This is a genomic window from Rhodococcus sp. NKCM2511 (assembly GCF_014905595.1).
GTDB classification, from domain to species: Bacteria; Actinomycetota; Actinomycetes; order Mycobacteriales; family Mycobacteriaceae; genus Rhodococcoides; species Rhodococcoides fascians.
The window spans coordinates 3,385,826-3,404,473 of record NZ_BNHJ02000001.1; the positions used below are offsets into that span (position 1 = coordinate 3,385,826).

Consider the following 18,648-nt stretch of genomic DNA (forward strand, 5'->3'; position numbering starts at 1 on the left):
TTCACTGTAGCCACGAACTCATCTGATCAACACCTTTACTACTCACGCAGCGAGATTCGTGTCCCACCGAGGAGGGGCCATGATGGACCCATGAGCTCGAAGAACCTGTTCGGTGGCCCCCGCACCCTGCTGATCGTGGCAGCAGTGGTCATCGTGATCGCACTCGTCGCTGCCGCCGCGACCCTGATCGTCCGCGCCGTGCTCGGACCGCCCGAGGGGGAGAACAAGTTCGAGATCCAGGGCTACTCCGTCGTACAGGTCGATCCGCAGGTCAGCGACCTCGCGCTCGCCACACAGTAGCCGACTCTGCACCGACCTTCGGGTCGTGTGTCTGCTGAAAGTTTCGTCCTCCGCGCGCGAATGTGCGTAGCGTCGCGGCGGGTACCTCGTGTTCGGGAACAGGCTCGCCGATCCACTCGCAGTCACGGACGAAGGTCAGGTTCGACGCCACCGCGTCGGCGCTGTGATCTTCCCGCAGTGGGCCGGTAATTCGGCCGAGGAAGTACTCGCCGTGCTCGGTTCGCGTCCAGACGAAAGATCCGTCCGCGACCTGCTCGAAACGCTCGATCCGTCGTAGCGAGCGTTCGTCGTTTGCCGACATGCCGCAGAGTCCGTAGGTGAGGGCACGCTCGACGCCATTCGGCATCGGGGCGCGATAGACATCCGGCATACAGCCGAGCCTAGGACCCGAGGGGGGACTACATACCGCTTGGTCCGTTGCAGGATGTTCTCGAACAGCGGACGAATTCGACGAAATGGGGAGCATCGTGTTTTCGAGAAATAGAGTCCTTCGCCTCGTGGCGGCACCATTGGTGGCGGGAGCCCTGACGCTGGGGTCGGCGGGCATCGCGTCGGCCGCAACCACCACGGAGCTCAGGCCGGTACAGGCATTCGTCTTCTTGCAACACGGCGTCAGTTTCGGGTCGGGGCCGGTCGAGGCAACGGCGACGGTGATCGAGGCAGGGAAGGTCACGGTGACGACAGTGAGCAAGATTTCTGGTGCGGGTGACATGGGCTCGTCAGCGGTCGGCCTGCTGCCGGTTCCGGTGACCGTGGTGTGGACGAACATCGACAACGGCCGATCCGGTTCGGCGGGTGGGATATCGACCGAGCCGATCACTCTCGCTACCGGTGCGGGCCGTGTCGATCTCACGATCACGACGGACACGCCCAACCTTCCCGGTGGTGGCCGCGTCGTCGTGGAGTAGCCGTGTCCTCGGCGTGGAGCCCTGACGTGAGCGTCCACAATTCGCTCTCACAAACGGGAAAAGGTATTTCAGCACTAATAGTGGGCGCTGAGGTCACCCACAGTGTGGTTCGGTCCAGACCGGCTGGTCCGATGTTGTCCTGATTGGACTCGAGTGGTAAGTTGAAGGTTCAACTTGAGCACTCGAAGGACCGATCATGACATCTGTCGTCAACCCGCCGATCGCGGGTGCCGCATTCGATGCGTTTCTCGCCGACGCAGCACCCGCGAGCCGGTCGCAGCAGATGTGGACCCCACACGACGGGCCGATGCCCGCGCTGTACATCAGTCACGGTGCACCCCCGGTGTTCGACGACGCGCTCTGGATGAACGAGCTCTTCACCTGGTCGCAGTCGATGCCCAAGCCGAAGGCGATCCTGATCGTCAGCGCGCACTGGGAAGAGGCCCCGTTGAGCCTGTCCGCGACGGCTGCGGCGACACCACTCGTCTACGACTTCGGTGGATTTGCGCAGCGTTACTACTCGATGGAATACCGGACTCCCGACGCTCAGGCGCTGGCTGCACGGGTGGCCGCGGCCATTCCGGCGTCGGAGAACCTGCATCGGCACACCGCGCGCGGACTCGATCACGGTGCCTGGGTCCCGCTGAAGGTCATGTATCCCTATGCCGATGTCCCGGTTCTGCAATTGAGCCTGCCGACGCACGCGCCCGATCGGCTGATGGCGATAGGCGCTGCGCTGAAGGAACTTCGGGCCGAGGGTGTGTTGGTCATCGGTTCCGGGTTCATGACCCACGGACTGCCGTTCCTGTCCCGGGAGAATTTCGCTACGAACACCGTGCCGACGTGGTCCGAGGACTTCGACCTCTGGGCTGCCGACGCCTTGTCTCGCGGTGACGTCGGGACTCTCGCCGACTTCCGCAGTGCCGCACCGGGAATGCCGTACGCGCACCCCACCGTCGAACATTTCACGCCGTTGTTCGTCACCCTCGGTGCCGCCGAGAATCCGGAAGCTCCGGTGACGACGGCTATCACCGGCTTCCAGTTCGGTTTGGCGAAGCGGTCTTTCGCCGTCGCGTGACGAACGGGAACTACTCCGTGCAATTGGGCTCGATTCAGTTCTGAATCTTTTTCGGTTCGGGGATTGTTATCCACGCCACTTCGCTCTACAGTTCTGAGCACCATCTCGGACATCGGTGTCCAAGATTGTCGGATGCGCTGTACGAAATGTCGCCGGGCGCGCGTCCCGTGGACCCCGTTGTCCGGCGCGAAGGAGTACAGCCGTGTCTTCTGCCCGATCTTGGACGCTGCGGGTAGCGATCGGTGTGGCGACCGTAGCCGCCGCCGTTGCCGCTACGACCAGCCCCGCTTCCGCTGCACCCGAATCCAGCGGTCCGGCCGGTGTGGAGGTTCAGCCGCCTCTGCCGCCGCTCACGTGGCCGAAGATTCCCGAGTTCGACACCGACTTCTACCTTCCTCCCGCCGACGTGGTGGCAGCGGCCGCGCCGGGCCAGATCATCGCCGCACGGCCCGTCGAGCTGGCTACTCTCAACGTCATTCCCACGCAGGTCGACGCGTGGCAGTTGTCGTTCCGGTCCAACAACGGGCGCGACGAGCCGATCGCCGCCGTGACCACGGTCATCAAGCCGCGGGGAGTGCCTGCGGCACCGCGTCCGTTGATCTCCATCCAGGTGGCCGAGGATTCTCTCGCGGCCTACTGCGCTCCGTCGTACGCGATGCGAGCGGGTGCCATCCCCTGGCCGGTGACCGGCGCGGTGACGTCGGGCGCTCAATTCCTCGAAGTGCAGGCAGCGTTGGCGCAAGGATGGGCGGTGTCGGTACCCGATCATCAAGGCCCGAACAATTCGTTCGCCGCCGGGCCGGTCGCCGGCCGGATCACACTCGACGGCATCCGAGCTGCCGAGAATTTCGCGCCGATGCAGTTGGCCGGGGAGGCCACCAAGGTGGGGATGAGCGGCTACTCCGGTGGCGCGATCGCCACCGGGCACGCAGCAGAACTGGCCGAAAACTACGCCCCTGAGCTCGATATCGTCGGAGTCACCGAGGGCGGCACCCCGGCCGAACTCGGGGCATTGGTCGACAACGCGAACAACACCCTGGGATCGGGCATCGTGGCAGCCGGCATCATCGGTGCCAGCCGCGAGAGTCCCGAGTTGGCCGCCTTCATCGACGGACACGTCGACCCGTTCGGTAGGACGTTGTTCGCGGCCAAGGACAACCTCTGTGTCGGCTACTCGTCGGCGCTGCTGCCGTTCGTCAACCTGAAAGGCTTGCTGCACACCGACGGCGACCCGATCCAGCAACCGGTGGTGAAGAAGGCCCTGTCTGCGATGCAGCTCGGCCGCACCACTCCGAACATGCCGCTCTACGTCTACCATTCCAACCCGGACTGGCTGGTGCCGATCGGGCCGGTCAACGCGATGGTCGAGTCGTACTGCAGTCGTCCGGGTGCCGACGTCACGTACACCCGCGATCATTTCAGTGAACACATCAGCCTGGAGCTGATCGCCTTTCCGAGTGCGGTGTTGTGGATGCGCGACCGATTTGCCGGTGTTCCGGTGGAACCGGGTTGCCGGACGAACGATGTCGGCTCGATGGCGCTCGACACGCGTGCACACCCGACGTTCGTCGCGGCCGTCGGCGAGATAATCGCCGGATTGTTCGGGAAGCCGATCGGGTCGTGATGGAACCCATCAGCGGGGCTGCGAGCGGTGCGTCGCCTGTAGACTCCCTCGGTGACTGTCGCCGATGATCAGGGCCGCATCTACGCCGGACGATCCTCCGCTGTTCGGAAAGCCGATCGTCGAGCCCGGTTCTTGCACGCCGCTATCGAGGTCATCGGGGGACGCGGATACGCCGCCACCTCGGTGGCGGACATCTGCGCCGCGGCCGGCCTCGCACGCAGTCAGTTCTACAGTGAGTTCGCCAACCGTGAGGCGCTGCTCGTGGACGTCTACGACCTGATCCAAGACGACGCGCTGGCCGCCGTCGTCGCCGCACTCGACGAGCAGGTCGACCGCGACCGTCGCTCTCTGGTCGTCGCAGCGATGACGGCCCTGGTCGGGTCGATCGGTGGTGACCCACGTCGGGCGCGCATCTCCTATCTGGAGATGCTGGGTGTCAGCGATGCCGTCGAACAGCATCGGACGCGCCGTCGTGCGCAGTGGGTGGAGTTCTTCGAGAACACCCTGCGCTCGGAAGTCGGTTCCGATTTCGTTCCCCCGGGTGGATACCGCTTGGCCGCAACGGCATTCCTCGGTGCGCTCACCGAGATCGTCTCCGACTGGTCCCGCACTGCTCCGCCTCGCCCACCCATCGAGCAGATCGTGGACACGATGGTTGCCGTCCTGGCAGCGTTCGTTCCGGACCTGAACTGAACTGCAGCCGGCCGCGCAATACAGTGGACCGATGACAGACGCCACCGGTCCGCTCGCAGGCCTCGTGGTCGCGGACTTCTCTCGTGTGCTCGCCGGACCGTACGCGACGATGATGCTCGGCGACATGGGCGCGGACGTGATCAAGATCGAGCGGCCCGGCAGCGGCGACGATACCCGATTATGGGGTCCGCCGTACGATTCTGCCGGTACTGCAACGTATTTCAACTCGGTCAATCGAAACAAGACGTCTCGGTTCATCGACCTGCAGTCCGAGAGCGGTGTGGCCGAGGCCCGTGAGATCGTCGCGGGCGCAGATGTTGTGATCGAGAACTTCCGCGCCGGAACCATGGACCGGCTCGGTCTCGGCTATTCGGCTGTCGCGCAGACGAACCCTGGCCTGATCTACTGCTCGATCACCGGCTTCGGTACCGGCGGTGGTGCTGCTCTTCCTGGATACGATCTGGTGGTCCAAGCCGTCGGCGGGCTGATGAGCGTCACCGGCCCCGACGCATCCACACCGACGAAAGTGGGCGTGGCGATGGTCGATATCGTCACCGGTCTGCATGCGCTGAGCGGAATCCTTGCCGCACTGCATCATCGATCGAACACCGGTGCGGGTCAGCAGGTACACACCTCGCTGATGGCGTCGGTACTGTCCGCACTCAGCAATCAGTCGGCGGCATATCTCGGGGCGGGCACCGTGCCGGTTCCGATGGGCAACAAGCATCCGTCGTTGGTGCCGTACGAGGTGTTCGAGACCGCCGATCGACCGCTCGCGTTGGCCGTGGGCAACGATCGGCAGTTCCAGGCGTTGGTCGACGTGCTGGGTACCCCGGATCTGGCTGCGGATCAACGCTTCTCGTCCAATTCTGCTCGCGTCGAACATCGAGATCAGTTGGTCGACGTCTTGAACTCGGCGTTGCAGACGCGTACTGCGGACGAGTGGTATCGAGAGCTGATGGCCCGCAACGTTCCCGCCGGGCCGGTCAACTCGATCGAGGAGGCATTCGCGTTCGCGGAATCGTTGGGTCTCGAACCACGCATCGAGGTTCCCGGGGCAGTGGCCGAGGGCGTCCGAAATCCGGTGGATTTCTCGGCGACCCCGGTGAACTACCGGCTGCCACCTCCGCCGGCCGGCTGAGCCCGCGCGTGGTGGTCCTGCAACTTGTGCTCCACTCCCGGGCTCGAGTCGGCGAATCCCCGGTGTGCAACCTCTTCAGTGGAGCAATAGTTGCAGCGGCAGTAACTCGCTGCGCTAGTTCAGCGCCCACTTCACCGACACAGACACGCTGACGGTCTGCTGTCCCGGTTCGATGGGCACTGCCGTGTCGAACGAAGCGGAGTCGCGAAAGCTCGTCGGCTGCTCCTGACCGGTGATCGACTCGGTGATCGACAGAACGTCACCGAGTTCGCCGCCTGCGAGCGACGCATACTGCTCGGCGCGATCGCGGGCGTCGGCGAACGCCCTGGACCGGGCATCGGTGATCAGCTCGGAATCGTCGTCGATCTTGAACGAGACCCCGGAGATTCGGGTCGCGTTGCCACCGGCGGAGGTGGCGTCGCCCAGGACTGCAGACGCCTTCGACAGGTCGCGCACCGTGACCTGCAACGTGTTGGTGGCCTGATATCCGGAGATGGCCGAGGTGCCGCCCGGCAGTGCTCCGGAGTACTGCGGATCGATCGACACCTGCTGCGTCTGAATATCCTCGCGTGCGACGCCGGCAGCAATCACTGCGTCGGTCACCTCGGTAACCGCAGCATTGGCCTGTTCGATGGCGGCAGTGACGTCCTCGGCTGTGGCCTGAACGCCGATCTGGGTCGTCAACGTGTCCGGTGCACCCTGGACTTCGCCCACTCCGTTGACGTTCACTCCGGGAGGTCCGTCCGGGGACGTGGTCGCCGGACTGCTGCAGCCTGCGGTCAGGGCCACGGCCAACACCAGGGCCGATGCGCACGATCCGATCGTCCATCGATTTCGGTTCACCGCCGTAGTGTCCACCATTGCAGGTGAATTGGGAAGGCTCAGGGCTTGCGATACTCGGCGTCGAACGTCACGGTCACCTCGTCTGCCACCTTCATAGCTCCGAACATCTGCGAATACGGCGTGATCTTGTAATCCGTTTGACGCACAGTAGTTTCGGAACCGATCTGCCATCTGTCGCCGGAGTCGGTGACGTCCACGTCCACGGTGATCTCCTTCGAGACACCGTGTATCTCGGCGGTACCCGTCAAGCGAAATCCGGAGGCAACGGCAGTGATCTCCTCCGAACGAAATCGAATTGTCGGGTACCGGTTGGCGTCGAAGGTCTTGAGTGCGTTGGCTTTTGCGACGATCTTCTCCGGCCCGATCAGCGGTGTCAGTCCGCCCTCGCCGTGGATCACCTCGAGTGAGCCGACCTCGGCGGTCAGTGACACCGCGGTGGGCGCGTCCCCGGACCACTCGACCGTCGCGGTCCAGGAGGTCACCGCAATCGTGAGTCGATGCCCCATCTTGGATGCCCTCCCGGTGACATCCGTCCTAACAGCCAACTGCCCGCCGTCCGATGCGTCGAAAGCCCAGGTCTCGGTGGTCATCTTCGCGACTGTAGACGCGCGGCGGCCCGGCAGCTCACCGAAGCCGACAATGGAGGCTTAGTGTGAAGGAATGTTCTCCAATTCTCCTCGAACATTCGTCGCCGACGCCCTCCGCGGCTTCGTGGCCGCCACCGACGACGTCACCTGGCACGCCGATCCCGGGTTCCTGACCCGTCGCTACCGCATCTCCGATGGTCAAGTCGCGCTGCTGTCCGGTGGCGGATCGGGCCACGAGCCGATGCATGCCGGATTCATCGGTCGCGGCATGCTCACCGGCGCGTGCCCCGGCCTGGTGTTCACGTCACCGAACGCCCTCCAAGTACACGAGGCATCCAAGGCCGTGGACTCCGGCGGCGGAGTGGTGCACATCGTGAAGAACTACACCGGCGACGTGATGAACTTCAAGATCGCCCGAGAGTTGTTGCAGGAAGACGGTATTGCAGCCGATGTCGTTCTCGTCGACGACGACGTGGCCAGCGAGAGCGAGGACGGCCCGGGTCGCCGTGGCACTGCCGCGACCATCGTCGTCGAAAAGGTGTGCGGCGCAGCGGCAGAACGCGGCGACAGCCTGCAGGCGGTGGTCGCGCTGGGGCGTCGAACAGCGGAGAACGCACGCAGCATGGCGGTCGCACTGAACCCGCCGACGCTACCGGGTGCCGACGGCCCGTCGTTCGAATTGCCCAAGGAGGAAATCGAACTCGGCATCGGTATCCACGGCGAGCGTGGCACCGACCGGGTGCCCCGGCTTCCTGCTCAGGAGGTCGTCGAGAAGCTGACCGAGCCCATCGTGAGCTCGCTCGGATTGAACTCCGGCGAATCGGTGATCGCCATCGTCAACGGGCTCGGCGCAACGCACCCGCTCGAATTGCATCTGCTGTTCGGGGAACTCTCGGAGTACCTCGCGGGTAAGGGCATCGAGATAACCCGCTCACTCGTCGGAAGTTTTGTCACCGCGCTCAACATGGGCGGAGCGTCCATCACTCTGGTGCGCGCCGACGACGAGATGCTCGAACTCTGGGACGCCCCCACCGATGCGCCCGGTTGGCCCAACGCGCAGAGCCAAGGCGCGAAACCGGTGGGCGAGCGCGGCGCATTCGGGCCGACGTTCTCGCCGTCCGACACCGGAGAGAAGTCGGCATTCGTCTCGGAGTGGATCGGGTCGTGGGCCCAGCGGGTACTCGACGAGGAGCCCGCTCTGACCGAGTTGGATCGTAAGGCGGGTGACGGCGACTTCGGTACCAACATGGTGGCCGCACTGGAACAACTCGACCTTGACGCGATCAAGGAAACCTATTCGGCAGCAACGGTATTCGAAGCCGTGAGCGAGGCCTACCTCGGCCACGCTGGCGGTACGTCCGGTGCACTGTTCGGTATCTGGTTCCGCCAGTTCTACCGAACGATGCTCGAATCCGAGCCATCTGCCGCGGCTGTCGCAGCGGCCGCGCGGGCCGGACTGGACAGCATCACCGAACTCGGTGGAGCCCGCGTGGGCGACAAGACGATGATCGACGCCATTGCCCCGGCTGTCGACGCGCTCGAGAAGGACGGCGGCACCCTGCAGGATGCCGCCGACGCCGCGAAGACCGGAGCCGAATCGACCAAGGACATCACAGCCAACCGGGGCCGTGCCAGCTATGTCGGTGAGGCCGCGCGAGGCGTCGTCGACCCCGGTGCGTTGGTCATGGCCTGGTTCTTCGAGGCGGCAGCAGGCTCTACTCCAGCGAGCTGAGGAACACCGCCGCGATCGCTTCGAGGCCGGCCTGATCGCCGGCGTCGAAGCGATCGGGTATCGGGCTGTCCAGATCGAATACACCGATCAGTTTCTCGCCCTGGTACAGCGGAACGACGACCTCGGAGCGAGTGTTCGCATCGCACGCGATGTGGCCGGGGAAGGCATGAACGTCGGCCACTCGTTGTGTCTCGCGGGTGGTCGCGGCAGCGCCGCAGACCCCTTTGCTCAGCGCGATACGAACACAGGCAGGCTGGCCCTGGAACGGACCGACTACCAGTTCGGTGCCGTCGAACAGGTAGAAGCCGACCCAATTGACCTCGGGCAGAGCGTGATAGACCAACGCGGAAAGATTGGCGGCGTTGGCGATCAGGTTGGATTCCTCGTAGACGAGGCCCCTGGCCTGCTCGGCGAGCTGCTGGTACTGCTCTGCCTTGGACCCGTTCAGTGCTGTCGCGGTGAAGGACATGCGCCGAGTCTAAGCGCACACCCCAGCACCACCAGATACGCCGACATCCCGCCCACCTGCACCCGCTGAGCGATGCCGAGGCCGTGATCGCCAGGAAGGTTGTCGGCGATCATCAGCCACGCCGTGGCCAGGGCCGTGATGGCCAGCACCGCGACACCGAGCGTCCGAAGCAGGGGATAGGCCCGATAGCGGAATGCGGCGAGCGTGAACGCGATCATGACCGTGAAAATCGCGAACACCGCGATGGTGCTCGTCAGAGCGTGAAGATGATGAAGCTGTGGGAACAACCCGCTGGGCTCGATCGGACAGCTCGGATCATCGGCGGCCACACACTCGAGTGGCAGTTTCGCGTCGGCGATGGTGGCGATACCGAAGATGCCCGACGCCACCCAGCCGGTGACGATGAGCCGTCGGCGAGGGCTGACGAGGAAACCGAGCACGGCGGCGAGGATCATCAGCGAACCCGTGACCACGTCTGCGGTGGAGAAGAATTCGCGGTACGGCTGATCGCGGGCATCGAGTTCGCTGAGGAACGACCGGGCCGGGTCGAGCCCGGTGTCGAGGAAGAATTCGGCCACCCACGCGGAGTACAGCACCCCGGCGAGGATCAGAAACACCACCGCGATTACTCGGCGGATATCCACACCTTCGGTTTTCGAGCGCACCGACCAAGGCTAACCAGTGAGCTCGTCGGCAGCTGCCACCGCCAGCGCGACGGCGGAGTCGCAGTCGTCCGCCATGACGGACAGCTCGGGAACCGTGCGGGCGTAGCGCGCGGCCGAGTCGTCGTTACCGGGCAGGCCGAGAACGGGGTTGCCCAACACGATGTCGGCCGAACACACCGAATCCGAGTCGCGAGTCTCGACGGTGTAACCGCCCTGCCGGATCTTCTCGCGATCTGTCGAACGCAAGTCGCTGTCGTCGTAGGTGAGCGCGACGTCGAGCAGTACCAGGTTGTCCTCGAACGTTGCCGACGACGCCTCGAAGTGGCAGCCGTACGGATCCGCGGCAGGGTTCCAGCGGTCGACCGTCCAGGTCTCGGGCAGATGCTCCAGAACGCTGCACGGATCCTTCGTGGCCAACGGCAGGTTGTACCTGGAATCGGCACGTAGTGGTGGATCGCTCACGAGGCCGAGTGCGGTCTCGGTGACGGATTTCGCTGCACTGCAGGCGTCTCCGTCAGCAAGGTAGACGTCGATCGTGGCGAAACTACGACCCGATTCGGTGAGAACATCGTCCATGGGCCCGGAGGTGGTGCCGTCGAACTCGTCGCGAAGCGGGAAGCTGACGCGACACGTCCCTCGGGAGGCGTCATCGAGGTACACCTGCTCGCCGCCGATCGTGACTTGCTCGAAGTTCGGGTCGGCCGGCGTCGGCTGGTATCCGTTCAGCTTGATTGACACGGAGTCCGTGACGTCCGTTCGCCCAGGGTCGACTTCTGCCGAGCAGCTACTCAGTTCGCCGTCCGGTCGGAGCTGCACCACGGTGCCGAGGGCGGTGAGGTCGTCCTCGGTGAGGAATCCGCAGGGATCGAGGCTGCGGACGAAGGCCGCCGAGTCGGCCAGGTAGCGGTCTGCCTCCGACATCTCGAATCCGTACCGGTTCTGTTCCGACGGCGACGCACTGCCGGCGGGGAACGCGCTGCCGAGCAACACCACCGCGCATCCACTGGTCGATACCGACATCGCCGCTGCCATCGCCGCAAGCACCCAACTTTTACGCACTGTCCTCATCCCCCGACTCGAATCGACCGATCATCAGGTTGGACGCGCGGGGAGTGCTGTGGGTTTCAGTCGGTCACTATCGGATCTGCAGCAAGATCGTCGACGACGCGTTGGGCGGCGACGACCGGGTCCTCGTGTTCCCAGATCCGCACGACGCGCCAGCCTTCCTCGATCAGGCGGGTGTCGGTGTCGCGGTCGCGGGCTACGTTGGCAGCCAGCTTGTCGGCCCACCACTGGGCGTTGTTGCGGGGTTTCGTCGCGTGGACGGGGCAACTGTGCCAGAAGCAGCCGTCGACGTAGACCGCCACCTTGCGACGGGGAAACACCAGATCTGCTCGACGCCGCATGCCCTTCAGCGGAGCGCGGTCGACGAAGTAGCGCAGTCCTCGTCGGTGCAACTCTCGCCGCAGCGCCACTTCCGGTTTGGTGTCGCGGCGACGCTGCTTACTGAGCCGTGCACTGGTTTTCGCGTCGGTGACGGGACGTGTCGCGCTCACACCGACACCCGTTGCGTGTACCCACCCATGCGCTCGAGGTGGGCGTCGAGGTCGTCGAGAAAGCCGTCGGCGAAGCGGAGGTTGCCGGCTCGCGCGCGCTTGAGGAACCCGGCCGTGGCTCGCGCCGACAGCAGGGTGGAGTCGTCCAGGAAGTCGATCAGGTCCTCGGGCGGTTCGTGCACCGGCATGGTCGAGACGGTCACCTTGAAGCTCGCGCGGTCTCGGCCCCACGCGGCCGTCGGCCAGGCCTGACCGGGCAGCAACGCGGTGTCGCCTGCGACGTCGTAGGGCTTCGGGTCGTCGAGTGCGGCGGCGACCCACGACGCCATCCGCACACTGACGGCATTGCCGACGAGCTTCCAACGATGCCCGGTACGCACTCCGGCGCGCTCGACCGCAGGCAGCGTCCAGTCCGGATCGAACCCCTGCAGCCGCTCGGCCCCGATGATGCCGGGCGTGACGATCTCCCCGGACGGCAACCGCACGGCCGGCGGACTGGCGATGCCGAGGGAGGAACCGCCCTTGAGGGTGGGGACGGCGTTGACGGCCCAGCCCAGTCCGCGGGTGCCCTCGGTCCAGTAGAAGCCGCAGGGCGCAGTACTCGGATCGCCGTCGGGCAACGGCCCGGCATCCTGCGAGAACAGCACCTCACGCGGATCGTCGGTGCGCGAGGCCAGCATCACCACGCGCTGTCGACGCTGCGGCAACCCGAACGCACGGGCGTCGACGACGCGGTAGGCCCACATGTAGCCGAGGTCCTCTAGCGCGTCGGTGATGTGTCGCATCGCTGCGCCACGTCCGAGTTGCAGCATGAACGGCACGTTCTCCATCAACAGCCACCGCGGGCCGCGGCGACGTGAGACCAGCCGGAACACCTCGTCGACCAGCCCGGAGCGAGCCCCGGTGATGCCTGCGGTCCGTCCGGCCTGGGAGAGGTCCTGGCAGGGGAAGCCGGCAGCAACGAGCTCGGTGCCGGTGGGCAGGCTGCGCAGCGTGGTGACGTCGGTGTGCAGCGGAACGTTCGGCATGCGCGCCGACAGCACCGCGCCGGCACCCGGATCGATCTCGCACAACAGCTGCGTCGTCCACCCTGCCTCGGCCAACCCCAGCTCGAGCCCGCCGATACCGGCGAACAACCCGACCATCGACCGTGTGCTCACGTGTGCCCTTCTCTCGCCCGACGGGTTCACGTTACTCGAGACTCGGTGTGCTGAGCGTCGGTCGAACTTGACCTCGACCGTGCTCGAGGTTCCACACTGGAATGCAGGCCGCCGAAAATCGGTTGGAAACTGAGCCTGAGCAATGAAATCATTCGGGCACCGCAATAAGGAGAACAACACGTGTCCACGGGTGTGCTCGACCCCGAAGCCCCAACCGTCGTTGAGTCGAACCCGAATGCTGCGCGGACACCCACGTCGCTGCAGCGTTTCGCGCCGTTCCTGGCCCCGTACAAGTGGTTCTACATCGGCTCCATCGTGGTCTCGCTCATCGCGACCCTCACCGGCCTCGTCATTCCGCTGGTGATGCAACGCGTCATCGACGGGCCCATCGCCGACCGCAACTTTTCCGCGGTGTGGTGGCCCGCGGCTTTGATCCTGCTGCTCGGCACCATCGACGCGGCCGGCATCTGGGTGCGTCGATACCTGGTGTCCCGCCCGTCGAGCCAGTTCGAGATCAGTGCTCGGGCAACGGTATTCGACAAGCTGCAACGGCTGTCGGTCGCGGCGCACGAGAGTTGGGAATCGGGTCAGCTGCTCTCCCGTGCCATCGCCGATCTCGGGTCGCTGCGCCGGTTCATGGCGTTTATCGGCCCGTTCATCATCATCAATGCCGTCACGCTCGTCGTGGGTATCGGTGTATTGCTAGTTCAGGCATGGCAATTGGGTCTGATCATGTTGGTGACATCGGTTCCGCTGGTGATCGCCTGCACCAGGTTCGAGACGCTGTACCGCGTCGTCGCGCGTGATGCTCAGGACCAAGCGGGCGATGTGACGACGACAGTCGAGGAGTCCATTCAGGGCATCCGCGTTCTGAAGGCGTTCGGGCGAAGTGCGCACCTGGGCAAGCAGTTTCTGCGTCAGGCCTACACTCTTCGCGGTACCGAGCTGAAGAAGGTGCGCTATCTCGCGATCATCTGGGCGGTGATCGTCGGACTGCAGCCGATTACCATCGGCGCGATTCTGGCCGTGGGGACCTACTCGATCGTGCAGGGCACGATGACAGTCGGCACACTCGTCGCTGCCATCGCCATCGTCACGTTCCTGCTGTGGCCGATCGAATCCTTCGGATACCTGCTGGCGGAGTTGAACAATGCGCGTACCGCAGCCGATCGGTACTGGGAGATCATCGACACCCCGGAGACCGTGACGGATCCGGACGACCCCGTCGAACTGCCCGACACGATCCGTGGCCGAGTGCAGTTCGACCGCGTCGGTTTCACCTTTCCCGACGCGTCCTCGCCGCTGCTCACCGATGTCAGTTTCGTCGTCGAGCCGGGGGAGACCGTTGCGCTCGTCGGTAACACCGGCAGCGGAAAGACGGCACTGACGAACCTCGTTCCTCGCTTGTTCGACGCCACCGAGGGCACCATTTCGATCGACGGTATCGATGTGGCGTCGATGCGCCTGGCCGATCTGCGCTCGATCGTGTCGGTAGCGTTCGAGGATCCGGTGCTGTTCTCGGCCAGTGCGCGGGAGAACATCGCGCTCGGCTCTCCCGGTGCGTCCGATGCCGAGATCACCGAGGCGCTGGAGATTGCCCACGCAACGGAATTCGTCGACCGGCTGCCGTGGGGCCTGGCCACACGCATCGGTGAGCAGGGCATGAGTTTGTCGGGCGGGCAGCGGCAGCGACTGGCACTGGCCCGTGCAGTGCTGGGCAAGCCCCGGGTGCTGGTGCTCGACGACCCGCTCTCGGCACTCGACGTGGACACCGAAGCGAAGGTGCAGAAGGAACTACGGCGCGTGCTGGCGCATTCGACGACGTTGCTGGTGGCTCACCGGCCGTCGACTGCGGCGTTGGCCGACCGGGTGCTGTATCTGGAGAACGGAAGAATTGTGGAGCAGGGAACGCACGAGGGACTGCTGGCGTCGTCGCCGCGGTACCGCGACGTGATGGGGTCGATCCATGGCTGAGCAGACCGCAACCGCGGACTGGCGGGGAGTGGGCGGCGAGGACTCGGAGGTCGACGCCACCGGAAACCTGGTGTTGGCCGGACGTTCTCGGCGGTTGCTTGCCTCGCTGGTGCGCCCGTACAAGAAGCAGGCCCTGCTGTCTTTCGTCATCATCCTGATCGACAACATCACCTATGTGGCAGGCCCGCTGTTCGTCGCCTACGCCCTCGACAACGGCGTCGGTGCTGCCGGGCAGGGTGATTGGGGTCCGCTGCTGTGGGCCGTGGGCGGATACACCGGCTTCGGCCTGCTCGGAATGTTCACCACCTACGCGTTTCTCACCGTCTCGGGCCGACTCAGTCAGAACATTCTCTACGACCTTCGTGGACGCGTGTTCGACCACGCGCAGAAGCTGAGTCTGTCGTTCCACGAGAAATACACGTCGGGACGGTTGATCTCGCGGTTGACCAGTGACGTGGAGTCGTTGCAGACACTGCTCGAAAGTGCGCTCAACGACGCGTTGACGGCCATCCTGTCGATGGTCTCGATTGCCGTCATCCTCGTGTATCTCGATGTTCCGATGGCGATGATCGTGCTCGCCGGCTTCGTACCGCTGGTGCTCGTCACCCGGTGGTCACAGCGACGCCAACGCCAGGGATACCGTCGAACACGGGTGGCGATCGCACGTGTGGTGGTTCATTTCGTGGAGTCGATGGGCGGAATCCGTGCCGTGCAGGTCTTTCGGCGTGAGGGTCGCAACGACGCGATCCTCGAGACCGAGGACTCGGAGTACCGAGACGCCACCACCGCGGCCCTGCGCGGCATGGCGAGCTACACCGGAATCGTCCGGTGGATCGGCAACGTCACTCTGGCGATCATCCTGGTGTTCGGTAGCTGGCGAGTGATCAACGGGCACATGGACGTCGGCGTGCTCGCCGCGTACGTGCTGTACCTTCGCCGGTTCTACGGCCCACTCGACGAGCTGGCGATGGTGTTCAACGCCTACCAGTCGGCCGCGGCTGCGCTGGAGAAGATCTCCGGCGTACTCGAGGAAGAGCCGTCGGTGGTTGCCCCGAAGAACCCGGTGTCGATCGGAACGGTGAAGGGAGACATCACGTTCGACGACGTGCACTTCTCCTACGGCACCGAGCGCGTCGTGCTGCCGGAGTTCTCGCTGCACGTGCCGGCGGGTCAGGTTGTTGCCATGGTCGGTGCGACCGGAGCCGGAAAGTCGACGCTGGCAAAGCTGTTGGCGCGCTTCTACGATCCGACCGCCGGATCCGTGCGACTCGACGGCATCGACATGCGCGACATCTCCGACGAGGACCTGCGCCGCAACGTCGTCATGGTGACGCAGGAATCCTTCCTGTTCTCCGGCTCGGTGGCCGACAACATCCGCCTCGGACGACCCGACGCGACGGACGCCGAGGTGCGCGCGGCCGCGGAGGCCGTCGGACTGACCGAGTTCCTCGCGTCACTCCCAGAAGGGATCGATACCGACGTGCGTAAGCGCGGAGGCCGATTGTCCTCGGGCCAAAGGCAATTGGTGGCCTTCGCGAGGGTGTTCCTCGCTGCGCCGTCGGTGATCGTGCTCGACGAGGCGACGTCGAGTCTCGACATCCCGAGCGAGCGGTTGGTGCAGCGCGCACTCGAAACGATTCTGCAGGGCCGGACGGCGTTGATCATCGCGCACCGATTGTCGACTGTGGCCATCGCGGACCGCGTCCTCGTCATGGCGGACGGGAACATCGTCGAGGACGGCACCCCGGCGGACCTCATTGCGGGAGAGGGCCGCTTCGCGCATCTGCACGAGGCGTGGGAGGACTCGCTCGTCTAGGTCCAGGGGGTGATCGGCGGCTTGACCCACATGATCTTCTCGTCGGTGTGCTGGGGCGTCGCCCCGTCGTGACCCGGGTGCTCGGCTGCCCACGCGGATTTGCGGTCGAGCAACTCGGCCACGATGGTCCACGTTTCCATCGTGCTCGGTGGATGCAGGTCCGCTGCGCGGGCCAGTTTTCGACGGGTGGCGTCGGTGAGATCGAGCAGTTCCGCGCCGCTGATCCCGCGCTCCCAGACGTAGCGCGCCAGAGCGGTCGCCTTGTCCTGTCGGCTCTTCGCGGCCTGCTCGGAATGCGCGAAATCGAACTGGCCGCCGCCTGGGTTCCCTGTCGTCACGGCCATCACCTTAGTAATCGTGAGCGAAATCGACAGGGCCCGGCCGCTGTAAGGCGTCGCACACGGTAGCGGGCCAGAAGTCGACGTCGACGGGGTCGGCCGAGGCCGAATGCAGCATGAACGGCCGGGTCGGTGCAAAGAAAAGTCGCGTCCGCTTGTTCTACAGGGGGCCCTGTCGCATACCGTAGGACCTGTGATCACTCAAGCATCGGGTGCAGAGCACGTCTCCGTTCCCGCAACCGCCACCACCGACGCGAAATCCTGGCCCTCGATCCTGACGTGGCGAGCGCACGACGTTCCCCGCATGGAGTCCGTGCGCGTCCAGCTTTCCGGCAACCGCATCAAAGCTGCCGGACGCATCATCGGTGCCGCCTGCAGTGATCATCCCGCGTTCAGTGCGTCGTACGACCTGGTGACCGACGAATACGGCGTCACCAAGAGGCTCTCGGTGCGCACTTCGCTCGCGTCGGGCGACCGGCAGGCCTCGGTCAGCCGCGACGACGAGGGCTACTGGATGGTGGAGAACTCCGCCAACCACCAGCGCTCGACCTACAGCGGTGCCCTCGACGTCGACATGGTGCTCAGCCCGTTCTTCAACACCCTGCCGATCCGACGATTCGGTCTGCACACCCAGGTACAGGACCTCGAGGTGCCGACGGTCTACGTCAACCTCCTCGATCTGAGCATCCAGGAAGCGACGCTGACCTACAGCAGCGGCGCGCACGGCATCCACGTCATCTCGCCGGTCTCGACATCGTCGGTGACGGTCGACGCCGACGGCTTCGTCGTCGACTACCCGGGACTCGCCGAGCGGATCTGACGCACGACGCCACCGCGTCGCCCCGCGTCCTGCAGGTTCTCTCGCCACCCCGGCTCGCCCGGGGTGACGTCGGTGATGTCGAATCGCTGATGCTCCTCGTACTGCAGTCGCGCTGCGTGTCCGGCGTCGACCAGCGTTTCGGTCGAGTTCTCGTCCAATTTTTCGCGCGCTGCGGTGAGCGTATGCAGCGCCTCGTCGAGCGTGGTTCGTAGCGCGGTCGCGTTGCCCTCGGTCATCGCACGGACAAGGTTCGGGGCCGAGGACGCCACCCGGGTGCCGTCGCGAAACGACCCCGCGGCGAGCCCGAGCGCCAACGGCCCTCCCGCGGCCCCCACGATCGCCAACGCCTCGGCCAGCAGATGCGGTAGGTGCGAGATGCGGGCGACGGCACTGTCGTGCTCGACGCTGCCGGCCGGAACGACCACCGAACCGCAGGCCAGGGCCAGCTGGGCCACCCGGACCCACACGTGCGCGTCGACCCCGGGATCCGTGGACACCACCCAGACCGCGTCGGCGAACAGTGCCGGGTCCGTCGCCGACCAGCCCGAGTGGTTGGTACCCGCCATCGGATGGCCGCCGACATAGCGGGCCTGTAGTCCGCGAGCAGCGACGGCCGCGGCAACCTCGGCCTTGACGCTCACCACGTCGGTGATCGGGGCGGCGGGTGCGTGCTCGGCGATGGCCTGCAGAACGGAGTCGACGGCAGGCATCGGAACGGCGATGACGATGAGCGCATCCTCGTCTGCAGCCCTGGTCAGAGCGGCTGTCAGATCGGTGCCGACGTCGTAGCCATCGTCCGCAGCCCCGGCGATCGCGTCGGCCGATCGGTTCCAGCCCCACACCCGGCGACCGGCGTCATGCGTCGCCCGCAGAATCGACCCACCGATCAGTCCCAGACCGAGAACGCACACCGAAGAAGAAGTCACCCGATCAGATTGGCACAG

The 18,648-nt window shown here is 65.2% G+C and carries 20 protein-coding genes; 10 read left to right on the plus strand and 10 right to left on the minus strand.

The window, feature by feature from the left end; genetic code table 11:
- Nucleotides 1–90: 90 nt before the first annotated feature.
- Entirely contained in the window at nucleotides 91–300 is a 210-nt protein-coding gene (locus JLZ96_RS15815) for a hypothetical protein (RefSeq protein WP_063216212.1), read from the plus strand.
- On the opposite strand, the gene JLZ96_RS15820 is transcribed toward JLZ96_RS15815, so the two are convergent.
- Entirely contained in the window at nucleotides 272–670 is a 399-nt protein-coding gene (locus tag JLZ96_RS15820; protein WP_201010542.1) for a GAF domain-containing protein, read from the minus strand. The two genes, JLZ96_RS15815 and JLZ96_RS15820, sit on opposite strands and share 29 nt — an antisense overlap.
- Before the next feature lie 127 nt (nucleotides 671–797).
- On the opposite strand from JLZ96_RS15820, the gene JLZ96_RS15825 reads away from it, so the two are divergent.
- From JLZ96_RS15825 to JLZ96_RS15845, 5 genes are all read left to right on the plus strand, one after another.
- Nucleotides 798–1,208: a hypothetical protein gene (locus JLZ96_RS15825; RefSeq protein WP_201010543.1), complete on the plus strand. Its 411-nt coding sequence runs from the start codon at nucleotides 798–800 to the stop codon at nucleotides 1,206–1,208.
- 196 nt (nucleotides 1,209–1,404) lie between these two features.
- The gene (locus JLZ96_RS15830; protein ID WP_201010544.1) at nucleotides 1,405–2,286 is read left to right on the plus strand and encodes a dioxygenase; all 882 of its coding nucleotides are present in this window, start codon (nucleotides 1,405–1,407) and stop codon (nucleotides 2,284–2,286) included.
- A 202-nt stretch (nucleotides 2,287–2,488) separates the two neighbouring features.
- On the plus strand, nucleotides 2,489–3,910 hold the full coding sequence (locus JLZ96_RS15835) for a lipase family protein (RefSeq protein WP_230072851.1): 1,422 nt from the start codon (nucleotides 2,489–2,491) through the stop codon (nucleotides 3,908–3,910).
- Nucleotides 3,911–3,961: 51 nt separating this feature from the next.
- A complete protein-coding gene (locus JLZ96_RS15840; RefSeq protein ID WP_032368661.1) occupies nucleotides 3,962–4,603 on the plus strand; it encodes a TetR/AcrR family transcriptional regulator in 642 nt (213 codons plus the stop codon).
- Between the two features lie 31 nt (nucleotides 4,604–4,634).
- On the plus strand, nucleotides 4,635–5,744 hold the full coding sequence (locus tag JLZ96_RS15845) for a CaiB/BaiF CoA-transferase family protein (RefSeq protein WP_201010545.1): 1,110 nt from the start codon (nucleotides 4,635–4,637) through the stop codon (nucleotides 5,742–5,744).
- A gap of 114 nt (nucleotides 5,745–5,858) precedes the next feature.
- On the opposite strand, the gene JLZ96_RS15850 is transcribed toward JLZ96_RS15845, so the two are convergent.
- Together JLZ96_RS15850 and JLZ96_RS15855 are read right to left on the minus strand one after the other, a co-directional pair.
- Nucleotides 5,859–6,587, minus strand: coding sequence for an SIMPL domain-containing protein (locus JLZ96_RS15850; protein ID WP_230592852.1), 729 nt, complete (start codon nucleotides 6,585–6,587; stop codon nucleotides 5,859–5,861).
- A gap of 38 nt (nucleotides 6,588–6,625) precedes the next feature.
- Entirely contained in the window at nucleotides 6,626–7,177 is a 552-nt protein-coding gene (locus JLZ96_RS15855) for a YceI family protein (RefSeq protein ID WP_201010546.1), read from the minus strand.
- Nucleotides 7,178–7,247: 70 nt separating this feature from the next.
- On the opposite strand from JLZ96_RS15855, the gene dhaL reads away from it, so the two are divergent.
- Complete coding sequence (dhaL, locus tag JLZ96_RS15860; protein ID WP_201010547.1) at nucleotides 7,248–8,906, plus strand: dihydroxyacetone kinase subunit DhaL; 1,659 nt, start codon at nucleotides 7,248–7,250, stop codon at nucleotides 8,904–8,906.
- Here dhaL and JLZ96_RS15865 read toward each other — a convergent pair.
- Genes JLZ96_RS15865 through JLZ96_RS15885 form a run of 5 tightly spaced genes read right to left on the minus strand, consistent with a single transcriptional unit; the run spans nucleotide 8,890 to nucleotide 12,741 of the window.
- Entirely contained in the window at nucleotides 8,890–9,375 is a 486-nt protein-coding gene (locus JLZ96_RS15865) for a GAF domain-containing protein (RefSeq protein ID WP_201010548.1), read from the minus strand. The two genes, dhaL and JLZ96_RS15865, sit on opposite strands and share 17 nt — an antisense overlap.
- Nucleotides 9,351–10,040, minus strand: a complete 690-nt coding sequence (locus JLZ96_RS15870) for a DUF998 domain-containing protein (RefSeq protein ID WP_236254016.1) — start codon at nucleotides 10,038–10,040, stop codon at nucleotides 9,351–9,353. The genes JLZ96_RS15865 and JLZ96_RS15870 overlap by 25 nt, the downstream gene beginning before the upstream one ends.
- A gap of 9 nt (nucleotides 10,041–10,049) precedes the next feature.
- The gene (locus tag JLZ96_RS15875; protein WP_201010549.1) at nucleotides 10,050–11,108 is read right to left on the minus strand and encodes a hypothetical protein; all 1,059 of its coding nucleotides are present in this window, start codon (nucleotides 11,106–11,108) and stop codon (nucleotides 10,050–10,052) included.
- A gap of 56 nt (nucleotides 11,109–11,164) precedes the next feature.
- The gene (locus tag JLZ96_RS15880) at nucleotides 11,165–11,596 is read right to left on the minus strand and encodes a very short patch repair endonuclease (protein ID WP_032373321.1); all 432 of its coding nucleotides are present in this window, start codon (nucleotides 11,594–11,596) and stop codon (nucleotides 11,165–11,167) included.
- Complete coding sequence (locus JLZ96_RS15885) at nucleotides 11,593–12,741, minus strand: DNA cytosine methyltransferase (protein WP_179274536.1); 1,149 nt, start codon at nucleotides 12,739–12,741, stop codon at nucleotides 11,593–11,595. The genes JLZ96_RS15880 and JLZ96_RS15885 overlap by 4 nt, the downstream gene beginning before the upstream one ends.
- Nucleotides 12,742–12,936: 195 nt before the next feature.
- Between JLZ96_RS15885 and JLZ96_RS15890 the strand changes: the two genes are divergently transcribed.
- Nucleotides 12,937–14,730, plus strand: coding sequence for an ABC transporter ATP-binding protein (locus JLZ96_RS15890; RefSeq protein WP_027494616.1), 1,794 nt, complete (start codon nucleotides 12,937–12,939; stop codon nucleotides 14,728–14,730).
- Complete coding sequence (locus JLZ96_RS15895) at nucleotides 14,723–16,546, plus strand: ABC transporter ATP-binding protein (protein WP_201010550.1); 1,824 nt, start codon at nucleotides 14,723–14,725, stop codon at nucleotides 16,544–16,546. Before JLZ96_RS15890 ends, JLZ96_RS15895 begins: the two co-directional genes overlap by 8 nt.
- On the opposite strand, the gene JLZ96_RS15900 is transcribed toward JLZ96_RS15895, so the two are convergent.
- Nucleotides 16,543–16,884 (minus strand): hypothetical protein, encoded by a 342-nt coding sequence (locus JLZ96_RS15900; protein ID WP_236254018.1) that lies wholly within the window; start codon nucleotides 16,882–16,884, stop codon nucleotides 16,543–16,545. The genes JLZ96_RS15895 and JLZ96_RS15900 overlap by 4 nt on opposite strands.
- A gap of 304 nt (nucleotides 16,885–17,188) precedes the next feature.
- Here JLZ96_RS15900 and JLZ96_RS15905 point away from each other — a divergent pair, with 304 nt between their 5' ends.
- Nucleotides 17,189–17,704: a putative glycolipid-binding domain-containing protein gene (locus JLZ96_RS15905; RefSeq protein WP_027494613.1), complete on the plus strand. Its 516-nt coding sequence runs from the start codon at nucleotides 17,189–17,191 to the stop codon at nucleotides 17,702–17,704.
- On the opposite strand, the gene JLZ96_RS15910 is transcribed toward JLZ96_RS15905, so the two are convergent.
- Nucleotides 17,677–18,648: a prephenate dehydrogenase gene (locus JLZ96_RS15910; protein ID WP_374758051.1), complete on the minus strand. Its 972-nt coding sequence runs from the start codon at nucleotides 18,646–18,648 to the stop codon at nucleotides 17,677–17,679. The two genes, JLZ96_RS15905 and JLZ96_RS15910, sit on opposite strands and share 28 nt — an antisense overlap.